Origin of the sequence: Microcoleus sp. BM001215392 (assembly GCF_036700185.1) — a bacterium.
Classification (GTDB): Bacteria; Cyanobacteriota; Cyanobacteriia; order Cyanobacteriales; family Microcoleaceae; genus Microcoleus.
Genome location: NZ_JAUBOJ010000255.1, coordinates 1 through 10,886, shown reverse-complemented (window position 1 = coordinate 10,886; position 10,886 = coordinate 1). Strand labels below are relative to the sequence as shown.

Genomic DNA, 10,886 nt, shown 5'->3' with positions numbered 1-10,886 from the left:
TCTGACATCTGCGGTTTCTGTATCGATCGAAGACTTATGCAATTCAAGTCTATTGAAAGCCGGAGTTTTTTGAGGAAAAAATTAAAATAAGACTATTCATTGCTTCAATCCTCGGACTTCCAGGTAGAGGTAGCCCTCAACCCTTTCAATTCGCTCGGGGGGGCAAGCTGTCAAGCGGTCAACTGAATAAATGAGGTTTGTAGGGCGAATCCCTGTATTGATAATTTGATTAGGTTTAAAAAATGCTGACGCGGCACTTATTCATTTTACCCAAAAATCTGTACACTTTTGTGCATTTAGATTGTCTCTGGTGTTAGAGGAGAAAGGGAGAATATTTGACCTTGTTTTGTATGATTTATCAAAATATACAATCTCAATGCACAAATATTCAATTGCTGTTAAATTAATTTTTTCGCGCAAGTTTGCTTGCTTATAAAATTCCTGGAAGTTTCACCAATCTCGTAGCATATTTTGGGAATGAGGCTATAATATACCAACATTTGCTAAAAAATATCCTGCGGAATCATTGGCGTTACACACAATTCAAGGAGGCAAAAATGCTCGCTGTTGTGAAACAGCAGTCAATAAAAGTTTTAGTCGAAGAACTTGGGCTTGGCAGTTTTGGAGTATTTTCTACTATTTTTGGTTGGGATTGGGAGCAAAAACGATCGCTAGCTAATATTGAGTCATCCTGATGCTAGCAAAGTTAATTGATTAAGCCCAAAATCTGGAGCTGTGCAAAATCCTATAACCTCAATTTGACTCTAATTCATCTTCTAGCGATCGGCTTAATAATCTTCCTGAGAGATGCGCCCGAGGGTAGCCCGGGCCCACATATTTTTCTACCAGCATTAATAACTCGCTTTCGCCGAAAGGTTTGGTGTAGAAGTCTGTGGCTCCAGCCATCCGGGCTTTAACCCGATCGATAAATCCGTCGATACCAGTCAACATGACGATCGGCGTCTGCCGGAAAGCGCTAGAATTGCGCAGCATGGCGCAAACTTCATAGCCGTCAAGTTCTGGCATGGCAATATCGCACAGAATTAAGTCGGGTTTGAGTTTAAAAACCAAACTCAGCGCTTCCAGGGGGTTGCCGATCGCCGTAGCTTCGTAACCCTGTTCGTTTAAAATTGACTCGACTGTTTTGCGAATTATGTTGTCGTCATCAATGCAGACAACCCTCTTGACCTTGGTTTCGGGAGATGACCACCCCCCCCTACTGTCGGCCGGGGTAACAGAAGGCTGGAAAAATAGTTGCACCAATCCCTGCTGTACGAAAGGGTAAATCGCCTTAGCGACACTAAGCACATCTCGGTTGAGGTAGCGCGCCATTTGGCGGATAGAAGTGTGGCCGTCGGCCCAGCGTCTGAGAGTATTAAAAGTATTGACCGGGAGTGCGGCTCGCAGCTCGGCGGGATCGGAAATTACCGGGCATTGATTGGGTGACTGAATGTGAGGGTGAAACTGCTTCCACTGCTGCACTTGTTTGACAATTTTCGCCAGCAACGAGCTAATTTCTAAGCTGGTAAGTTGAGGAGCCAAAGCTGAGCCCATTTCAAAAGTGAAGGAACCCTGGTGCAGACTGAGCAAGTCAAATAGGGTTTCGTGGATCATGCTGTGGATAATGTTCCGCCCTTGAGCTGGGGTGAGGATATGGTTTTCTAGCAGGGCCCACAGGTAGCCGTATTCTGGGGCATTGGTAGATGCCATATAGGGAACTTGGATTTTGTCGAGGGCGCTATCTGCTTTGTAGCGGCGCAGGTAATCGCGCAAGCGAAACAAACTCCCCGCACTCTGGGTAGCGTAAATAATCTGACCGTTGAAGCAGAAGACATACCATGAGTGTCCTGCAAGGGAGCGCTGGGTAGGTTGAGAACCCGTGCTGCTGGTGGAGTTGTAAGCCTCTACGAACAGTTCTCCGGTGCGCTGACCTAACTCGATTAATTGCAGGATGCTGCGGATGTCTATTTCACTCAAATTTCCCTGCATGCAGCTAAAGTGCCCTCCTTAAAACCGTTGGCGTCTGAGCTCGGAAAGACTGTGTGCTGGCGCAAAGATTGACTGTAATTTCCTTGATACTCCCCATGCGTGAATGCAGGAGATTCTTGAATCTATGGGAGTCCACGGACTTTACCCTCCAGAGAGGTTCAGTGCCGCCATTGCCGACTGCTGAATATCCATGCGGTCTCATACTTGCGCGACTGCTACATCTCGATTGGTTTCATAATTGGTGCAGGTTTGACACTTGTGGACAGGTGCGGAGAACGCTTTTTTACTTTTATGAGTTTGAGAATAGAGACAAGTTTTGATTGTGCCATTGGCCTCTACTTGTGCTTCACAGACATCTGGATTGAAACACGGATGAGCCAAGATATGCAAAAACTGTTCAAACTCAGCATCAAGGGTATCTTTGCACAACATTCCGGCTGAGATTGTTTTGAGATTTAAATCAATAGCAAATATCATTTCAGCGCTGTCGCACAAGTGATGAGCTGTTTTAAAATGAAAGTCCTTTCGAGTGTTCGAGATCGATTCGCGACGAAGAGCAATTCTGCGTTGGAGCCCTTGCAATTGTCTAAAACCTCTAGTTTTGTAATTTGATTGACGTTGCAGCAATTTCAGCTTGCACTGTCGCCGCACAAAGAACTGAGGTCTAGCAATTAATTTGCCTTCAGGGGTTGCCAGAAAATGCTGCCTTCCTAAATCAATGCCAACTCCACAACCATATGCCATGGATTTCGGAACTTTTACAAATGCTTGCGGTGCAAGCTTGACAGAGAATCCATTCGCCTGTTTCACTACCCTAACTTGCATGACTTGGCAGCCGCATGGTAAGGGGTGAGATAAACGCATCTTGACCGGACTTATTTTAGGTATGTTTACCTTCTCTGGTTTGACTGACACTTTGTGCAACTGGAAATATACAAATGAGCGCATCTGTTTCTGGGACAGATACCAACTCAGACCTCGATCGCACATTGCTACAAATAATAACGCTTCTAGGCTTCTGAGAACCTGTGGCAGTACGTGAATATGTGCAATTTTGAGGTTTCGATTAATTTCTTTGACCAAGGTCAGTGACTTGCATTGAGTGTAGAAAGTAGGTCTATGTATCCCTACAGGCAAAATATATTCCTGCTTGCAACTGCCAGTATTGACACTGCACTGACGAGAATTGACCCCATCCTTGCGTTTTGGCAAGGCATAGTTGTAGGCTGCCCGACAAATCTCCAGCGATTTTTCCTCTTCTGGTGACTGTTCGGGCGTCGGGTCTAATTTGTACTCGTAAGTTAGTGTTTGCATACGTTGATTATAGGGATTGAATAAACAAGTATGTATTTATTCAGGGCGGTTAAAACTGCTGCCTTTTGCCTCCCTATGCCGATCGCGCCCTTTACTGGCGCCTGGTGATTTGCTCATTACCCTATTCTAAGGCAGCGCGGTTCAAATCCATAGTCTGCCTGAGGATGGCGCAGGGTTTGGGTTGTGGCTTTAGTCGCGATCGACGAGCAACTAAAGCCTGATACAATCAAGAGAAAGTTTTTGACTGACTTACCTTTTTCAGCTTTGGGCGATCGGCTCTCCCCGCAGTGCCTGCTAGTCTTGAATCAAGCGGCATGGAGACTGCTCCCAGTCTCCGTCCAGAAAGCGGGCGGCGGCAGTGCTTTCTCTCTGCGTGCTAGCGAAGCACTGCTGTGCGTGAGTGCTGAAGACAGTTGGGAAAGGATGCTATCCCCCGATCGGGCAAACGACACCTTCATAGAGGACTATTAGTGTGCTGTATCTAGCGGAAGTACAAAAACAGAGAAGCGGCTTTGGTCTCGGTGGCGGTAAAGCTGAACTGAAACTGCTAGCTTGTCAGCGAGGCGAACACAATTGGAGCGCCGTACCGGGCGATGACGCGATTCCTGTTGAAGAAGCTAATAAGTTTAACGACGGCACCCTGGTGCTGGTGGAGTTGAGCGCTAGCAAGCAAGTGCAGCGGATTCAGGAGGCGGCGCGCCAGTTGGTGAGCATTCTGCAAAATTTCTCGCGCTTGCAGGACAAGTTTAAGGATAAGGAAGAGGAAATCGAACAGTGGAAGGCTTCTCTGACATTTTCGAGCCAGGAACTCAATCGCCGGGAAATGGAAATGCAAGCCCGGGAAGAGCAGTTGGCTCAAATGGAAGACGAGCTGGAACGACTTGAGGCTCAACGCTCGGAAATTGAAAATACTCGAGATGAAGCTAACCGACTGCGAGATGAGGTCGCAAGCAGTCGCGCCCAAATGGAGACGGCTTGGGAACAGTTGCGGAGCGAGCAGCAGCAGGTGGCCCAACAGCAGTCTGAGATGCCTCAGGGGGCGGTGGTTGACCAACAGCAGGCGTTCCGGATTCAGGAGTTGATCGATAAGCTGGGAGGGGCAATTGCTTCGGCCCAAGGGGTTCGCGAACAAGTCAATCAGTCTTTTACTGGGGTGGGGGCTCAGCAGGCTATTCTAGACCTGCACTGGCAACAGTTGGAGCAAAAACGGGCAAACGCTCAGCAACAACAGGAAGAAGTAGACCGACAAAATCAGAGCCTCCAAAGCCGCTGGCAGGAGTGGTATCAATCTCAAGATGCTTTGACACAAGCTCGCGCGGATCTCAAGGGGCTGCAAAGTACCCTCACCGCTAAGCAGGAGCAAGCTCAATCTGTGTCTGTGCAGGTGAAGGCTGTTGAAGATTTGTACCAGCAAGTGTCTCGGCTGGCCTCTGCTACAGGTGGTGTGGCTGCGGAGCAGGTAGTAGATGTGTCTGCTCTGGAGAAGATGCCGGTTGAGGAGTTGCAGGGGCTGGTGCAACACCTGCAACAGGATTTAGAAAAGGTGTTCCGGTTTGTTAACGATCAAGAGGAGGAGTTGACTCTCCAGCGCGAGACAATCGAGGAGTTGCAAGCCAAAATTCAAGCGGCTTCCGAGTACGATCGCATGGCTTTGGAAAATGAAATGGCTGACGAACTCGAAAGTTATCAGATGTTGAACGAAACTCTGGTGGGACAGCGCCTCCGCTTGCAGGAACGAGAAAATATTTTGAAGCAGCATCAGGCGGTGTTGTGGCGCCGCTTGGGTACTGCTAATGCTCCAAAACCAGAGCCGGGAGATATTGATTTGGGGCCGATCGTCGCACAGCTCAATTCAGGGCGACAGCAGCAAACCCAAGAATTTCAACGGCTGGAGACTGAAATTCAACAGGTACGAGAGGCAATATCGCAAATTGAGACAAATGTCAACCGCCTTCAGGGGGAAAGTGAGGGGAAACGCTCGGAACTCAAGCAGTTAGAGCAGAAGTTGTTCAACCAGAAAGGCGCTGTGGCTGAACTCTGGGGCCGGGTGAATGTTTATCAAGAAATGTTGCAGCCGGTGCAGGACAATTTGAGCGGGCTGCGCCAAAAGCTGGAAGCGGTGGCGGGGGAACTCGATCGCGTGCAGCAAACAGGAGAGGAGCACGATCGCCTAGTTTCGGATTTGCGGCAAGCTCTTTCCAGTTTTCTGCCCGGTACCTAATTGATTAAATGCCGATCGCGATCCAAGGATTTTCAACTCGGGCAATCGCTCCTCCAGGAAAGGGATCGGTTTGCGATCGGTTGGGGGCAGCTATTAAGCTGGTGAGTTTTTCTACGTGTTCAAAACTGGGTGCACAGGGCAATATTTGCTGCAATACCTGCCGCATTGCCCGCCGTTGTAATGCTAAGGGTGCGTCTCGCAAAATCTGGCGATTTAAGTTGACGGGAAGTTGAATTTTTACCTGCTTGTTGTCGGCAATTTGAGAGATTGCTCGCTGTAGCAAGTCGGTAGCTGCAAGTTCGAGATATTCTACGTCGGCGCGCAAAAGTTCGGCTGTTTGGGCAAGGGCTTGTTGAGTTTTTGGGTTGAAATGAGTTTCTAAATAAGGCAATAATTGCGATCGAATTCGGTTGCGGGCATATTGCAAATCTTGATTGGTGGAATCTTCCCAAATAGGCAGTTTTTGCTCTTGACAAAATTGACCTGTTTGCGATCGGCTTATTTCCAGCAACGGACGAACCAAGTAGATTTTAGATTGAGGATTTTCGATTTTCGATTGGGGAGTTTGATCGAGATTGTCCAATGCAAAATCGGCAGATATTTCGGAGTTAAGATTTTCCTCAGAATCCCCCAATCTAAAATTTAAAATCGGCGATCGCAAATCGGCAAGGGGGCGCGTCCAAGTCAGGGCGGAAAGTCCGTCGGCCCCGCTACCGCGAATTAGGTTGTAGAGTAGTGTTTCCGCGCGATCGCTGGCTGTGTGGCCTGTGACAATGTAGGGGTAGTTGTGGGCGATCGCAATTTCGGTTAAAGCTTGATACCGCCACTGTCTGGCCGCTGCTTCAGTTTTCGAGATGTCCGAAGCTGTTTGCAAATAATAGGATATTCCCCAATTTTTAGCTAAATTTTCTACATGACTTGCATTAGATTGTGAATCAGAACGCCAGCGGTGATCGCAGTGAACAATGGCTAGATTCCACCCCCATTTTGACTGCAAGTCGCTCAGTAATTTGAGCCCGCACAGAGAATCTTGGCCGCCAGATACTGCTACCAACAATCGCTGATTTGAGGGCAATATTTGTCGGTGTAGCAGTGTCCGGTGCAGTTGAGCGTGGAGGTGCGTCCACTTGGCAGATTCAGGCATTACAATTGGCAGTTGACTCCGAAAGCAGTTGACAGTTGGGAGTTGTAGAAAGGATGGATTTTTAAGCCGATCGAGTCAAAACTCTGAACTTAAAATTGAAAAATATTCCTCCTTTCCCTGTCCCGCAAGCAGCTTAGCTCCACATTCCTCGACTCTGGGGATGGCTGTCTGAATACTTATAAACAGTAAAATCATTACTTGCTTGTGTTGAGTCGCTGACATCTATTTCCTCATCTCGATCAGCTTCATCGGAGGGATCTGCGGCGTAGTTTTGGGCGCTGTCTGATTCTTCTGCGGCAGCGGGAAGGGCTTTTTGTTCTTTGACTTCAGGTGCGATCGGGCAAAACTCCAAACGCATCCTGAGTTTGCCTTTTGTCCAGTCTTTCCCGGCACTTAACACCTCGCAATCCATGCCCTCTGAGAATAATTTTTCTTCTAATATTCTTGACTGCATAATTGTCATAAATTCGCTGACTTTGAATGTACATTGATACATCAAAGCGCTGGTAGGAGCAGACAAAACATCGTCCGCGTTGAGGGAAAGTTGTGAATTGTCCATATCAATTGTCATTTTAATGAAGGAAGTAGTCAGCAGTCAGCAGTCAGTAGTCAGCAGTCATTATTGCTGTCCCACCCGAGCGAACGTAGATTAGTCATTAGGAAGAAGGAAGAAGGAAGAAGGAAAAAGGAAGAAGGAAGAAAGGGAGCATCTCAGTTTTGGATTTATAGTGCTGTCGGGAGCTCGCTCCTCTGTACAATACGCTTTTCTGGGACAGCACTCACAGAAAAAATGCTTTTTACAAAAATGAGATGCTCCCGGAAGAGAGAGTAAAGTTTTATAGTCTCGGCTGTTGTGTAATGTGAGTGCTGCATTGGTGTCAACAATCGCCTAAAAACCTTGGTCTCTCTCGTTTTTATCCTAGTTTTGCTTTCTTCCCATCCCCTTGAAAAGGCGGAAAAAAGAGAAGACTCTTATCCTCCGCAATGATTCGGGACGCTCGGTAGAATCTGGGGCTAATAGTCAAAAAGTAGAATCATACTACGCTCGCTCTTGAGTTGACATCAATAGTGGATATTTTTCCACCCTTCAAATCGGAGATAATATTAATCCCTGTTTTTTGATTTATGCTGTTTTTGTTGAACAGATTTGTGGCTGGCAAATTAGAAAAACCAACCGTAAGAATGTAAGCCTTTGCCTAAGATATTGACGCCTAGATAGCAAATCCAAACTACTACAAAACCTGTGGCGGCTAAAATTGCGGGGCGTCTTCCCTGCCAGCCGCGAGTGATGCGGGCGTGCAGGTAGGCTGCAAATACTAACCAAGTAATCAGCGCCCAAGTTTCTTTCGGGTCCCAACTCCAGTACGAACCCCAAGCTTCGTTCGCCCAAACAGCACCGGCAATAATCCCAATTGTTAGTAAGGGGAATCCTAAACCGATGATCCGATAGCTAATATTATCAAGAGTTTCTGCTAGATTCAAGCGCTGAGGCGAGAGAATTTCTGCGGTTTTAGTTGCAGCAGTTGATGCAGTTTGCACTGTTGCTAATTCCAGCACTGCGGTGGTGCCCAAACCGTTATTGTTGGAGTTGAAAGAGGGTTCGCTGAATGCTAGGGCGCTTTCGGTGGCGGTTTCGAGGGTTGGAGATTCGGGGTTTTGAGCGCGTTGGATGCGGTAGTTGTTGTTGCGGTTGCTGTTGGTACCGAAGGAACTACCTGTGAGTTCGATTTTTTGGCCGCGGGTGACGATTAAAAATGCGATCGCCAGTAATGCTCCTACCATTAAAGTTGAGTAACTGAGCATCATGACGCTGACGTGCATCATCAGCCAGTTGGATTTGAGCGCTGGTACTAGAGGCTCTGCCGCTTGCATGGTGTCGGGGAGAGTCAGGGCTGCAAAGGCGGATATTGCCATTGCTACGGGGGATGTGGCTACTCCAACTAAGCGGGAACGGCTCATGTTTTCCGCGACTAGGTGGATGGCGGTGATTCCCCAAACTAGAAAAAATAGGGATTCGTAGAGGTTGCTGAGTGGGAAGTAGCCGGCTTCTATCCACCTAGAACCGAGTAGGGCGGCGATGGATAGGTTGGCGACGGCCATTCCTGCGCTTCCTAAGGCGGACAGGTAGGGAATGCCGGGGAATGCTGCGCCCACCCAGTAAATGAGCATTGTTGCGAACAAGACGGCGAAGGAGATGTTGTCCAGCCAGTTCTGGAGTACGACCAGATCCATATAATTTACTCCGGTAAGGTTTTTACTTATTTTTTGCTAACTAGATCGATCGTACTGGGGTTCGGGAGTTTTGGGTTTGGGATTTTGAATTTTTGTGGCAATTATGAGTTTTTGGCGGTTGTTGAGGTGCGGGCTCAGGTGTGAGGGGGCGATCGCCCGGACGCATCAAATAAGCTACTATTGACCCACCAGACGAGTGTCATCCCCTCAAGTCACCCTTGTTGATTCTGGCTGGCGGGTTGAGGTTGGACGAGTTGAAAGCTAGGAAACACTGAATTCTGGCGCCCGAAATTCGATCGCCCGCTGACGAAATTATGACTTACGCACGCTTGGCCCGAAACTGGGTTGTTTCAAAAAAATCCTTAGCTGTTACCCAGAGATTAAGTAAAAAACCCGATTTCTTTGTCGGGAGTGCGTCTATAACTGAAAATATACGATGTTGATCTGGGGCTATCTAGAATCATTTAGAATTGATTGAACAGATTACCGACTTGCTGTTTTTGCCACCAGCAAAAAACGGAAGCCCCCGACAATCGTTGTGGATACTCCCCAAATTTTAGAATAAAGCCGAGATTCATCTCTGAAGTCAATTCTAAAATCTAAAATCGACTCACGCTGGGATCTGTTGCACAGACTAGAGGAGATGTTGACTTAATGCGTCGAGATTCAATATTTTACAAGTTCTTTCAGGAAGCTCCGACGCTGCTGTTTCAGCTATTGGAAGAGTCACCATTGAATGCAGAACAGTATCGATTTGACTCGGTGGCTGTGAAGGAACCGAAGTTTGAAATTGATGGGGTGTTTTTGCCGCCGGATGCTGAGCCTGGAGTTGTTTATTTCTGTGAGGTACAGTTTCAGCGGGATGAATTGCTTTATGAACGATTGTTTGGTGAGTCGTTTTTGTATTTTTATCGCAACCGCCAGCGATTTACAGATTGGGAAGCGGTGGTAATTTATCCTACACGATCGACTGAACAATCAGAAGCGCATCCGTATCGATCGCTCTTGAGCAGCAATCAGGTGCATTTGGTATATTTGGATGAGTTGGGTGATATTGAACAGTTGCCACTGGGAGTGGCGCTGATGGCTTTGACGACTATCGACGAAGCGAGTACGCCCGAAGCGGCGCGATTGTTGCTGGCGCGATCGCAGCGGGAGGAATCGGAAGCAGCGAGTCGCGGCATAATAGAGATGCTGACGACAATACTGGTTTACAAGTTTACAAATTTAAACCGAAGGGAGGCAGAGGCGATGTTAGGGATTACGCTTGAGGAAACTCGGTTTTATCGGGAAGCTAAGGAAGAAGGCATTGAGCAAGGAATTGAACAAGGTCGCGAACAAGGCCGCGAACAAGGCCGCGAACAAGGCCGCGAACAAGAAGGAAGATCCTTAATTTTACGTCTGTTAAATCGCCGTCTGTTAAATCGGCAAGTTGCAACATTACCGGAATCTATCACCACTAAAATTGCTGATTTGTCGATCGAGCAAATTGAAACTCTAGCAGAGGAATTGTTGGATTTTCAGTCGATCGAGGATTTAGAGGTTTGGCTGGAGAATTTGCCGCAGCAAGATTGAGGCGGTGTTAGGGATTCGGCTTGAGGGGGCGATCGCGCAAATGGCGCGAACCAACACATCAAACGTACTCCCCATCTACCTGACGGGGTTTTGGGAGAGTATGAAAGTGCATCCGCTGTGGCTGGGATGAAGTTAAGTGTGCGATCGGGGAGGGTATTTTTTCGGCGGATTAGAAGCTGATTGAAGATGGTGGAAGATGTTTTGGGCTGGCTTTTCTCATCTTCCCACACTACTTTTGGAAACTGTGAAAAACAGCGATTAGTTTTGGCTTTTTAGCTTCTATAGTTGAAGAGTTATCTATAATAAAAGCTGTTTCATATCAATTCCGGTTGTATCGTCAGGTGATTTAACCGCTCTTGACCGAAAGCATCCAGGATACAAGCCCCCGGATTCATCCGTGGAGAAATAAAA

General features: G+C 47.5%; 9 protein-coding genes. 4 read left to right on the top strand and 5 right to left on the bottom strand.

The features are described 5' to 3' along the window. The first annotated feature begins 557 nt into the window (after positions 1 to 557). Entirely contained in the window at positions 558 to 695 is a 138-nt protein-coding gene (locus QT974_RS23060; RefSeq protein ID WP_333470751.1) for a hypothetical protein, read from the top strand. Between the two features lie 58 nt (positions 696 to 753). Here the strand turns inward: QT974_RS23060 and QT974_RS23055 are convergent, their stop codons facing one another. Both QT974_RS23055 and QT974_RS23050 read right to left on the bottom strand, forming a co-directional pair. After that, positions 754 to 1,989 (bottom strand): response regulator, encoded by a 1,236-nt coding sequence (locus tag QT974_RS23055; RefSeq protein ID WP_333470750.1) that lies wholly within the window; start codon positions 1,987 to 1,989, stop codon positions 754 to 756. A 198-nt stretch (positions 1,990 to 2,187) separates the two neighbouring features. Further along, a complete protein-coding gene (locus tag QT974_RS23050) occupies positions 2,188 to 3,303 on the bottom strand; it encodes an RNA-guided endonuclease InsQ/TnpB family protein (protein WP_333470749.1) in 1,116 nt (371 codons plus the stop codon). 183 nt (positions 3,304 to 3,486) lie between these two features. Between QT974_RS23050 and QT974_RS23045 the strand changes: the two genes are divergently transcribed. After that, complete coding sequence (locus tag QT974_RS23045; RefSeq protein ID WP_333470748.1) at positions 3,487 to 3,774, top strand: hypothetical protein; 288 nt, start codon at positions 3,487 to 3,489, stop codon at positions 3,772 to 3,774. 1 nt (position 3,775) lies between these two features. Then, entirely contained in the window at positions 3,776 to 5,524 is a 1,749-nt protein-coding gene (gene hmpF / locus QT974_RS23040; RefSeq protein ID WP_333470747.1) for a pilus motility taxis protein HmpF, read from the top strand. A 4-nt stretch (positions 5,525 to 5,528) separates the two neighbouring features. On the opposite strand, the gene tilS is transcribed toward hmpF, so the two are convergent. The 3 genes from tilS to ccsB form a co-directional block, all read right to left on the bottom strand. After that, positions 5,529 to 6,668: a tRNA lysidine(34) synthetase TilS gene (tilS, locus tag QT974_RS23035; RefSeq protein ID WP_333470746.1), complete on the bottom strand. Its 1,140-nt coding sequence runs from the start codon at positions 6,666 to 6,668 to the stop codon at positions 5,529 to 5,531. Positions 6,669 to 6,801: 133 nt separating this feature from the next. Next, positions 6,802 to 7,227, bottom strand: a complete 426-nt coding sequence (locus QT974_RS23030; RefSeq protein ID WP_333470745.1) for a KGK domain-containing protein — start codon at positions 7,225 to 7,227, stop codon at positions 6,802 to 6,804. Positions 7,228 to 7,829: 602 nt separating this feature from the next. Then, the gene (gene ccsB / locus QT974_RS23025; RefSeq protein WP_333470744.1) at positions 7,830 to 8,900 is read right to left on the bottom strand and encodes a c-type cytochrome biogenesis protein CcsB; all 1,071 of its coding nucleotides are present in this window, start codon (positions 8,898 to 8,900) and stop codon (positions 7,830 to 7,832) included. Between the two features lie 654 nt (positions 8,901 to 9,554). Here ccsB and QT974_RS23020 point away from each other — a divergent pair. Continuing rightward, positions 9,555 to 10,475, top strand: coding sequence for an Rpn family recombination-promoting nuclease/putative transposase (locus QT974_RS23020; RefSeq protein WP_333470743.1), 921 nt, complete (start codon positions 9,555 to 9,557; stop codon positions 10,473 to 10,475). Positions 10,476 to 10,886: the final 411 nt, after the last annotated feature.

Excerpts from the sequence above, each read along its gene's own strand:
- QT974_RS23060 (WP_333470751.1), top strand. The coding sequence starts at position 558 with ATGCTCGCTGTTGTGAAACAGCAGTCAATAAAAGTTTTAGTCGAAGAA.
- QT974_RS23055 (WP_333470750.1), bottom strand. The coding sequence starts at position 1,989 with ATGCAGGGAAATTTGAGTGAAATAGACATCCGCAGCATCCTGCAATTA.
- QT974_RS23050 (WP_333470749.1), bottom strand. The coding sequence starts at position 3,303 with ATGCAAACACTAACTTACGAGTACAAATTAGACCCGACGCCCGAACAG.
- tilS (WP_333470746.1), bottom strand. The coding sequence starts at position 6,668 with ATGCCTGAATCTGCCAAGTGGACGCACCTCCACGCTCAACTGCACCGG.
- QT974_RS23030 (WP_333470745.1), bottom strand. The coding sequence starts at position 7,227 with ATGGACAATTCACAACTTTCCCTCAACGCGGACGATGTTTTGTCTGCT.
- ccsB (WP_333470744.1), bottom strand. The coding sequence starts at position 8,900 with ATGGATCTGGTCGTACTCCAGAACTGGCTGGACAACATCTCCTTCGCC.
- QT974_RS23020 (WP_333470743.1), top strand. The coding sequence starts at position 9,555 with ATGCGTCGAGATTCAATATTTTACAAGTTCTTTCAGGAAGCTCCGACG.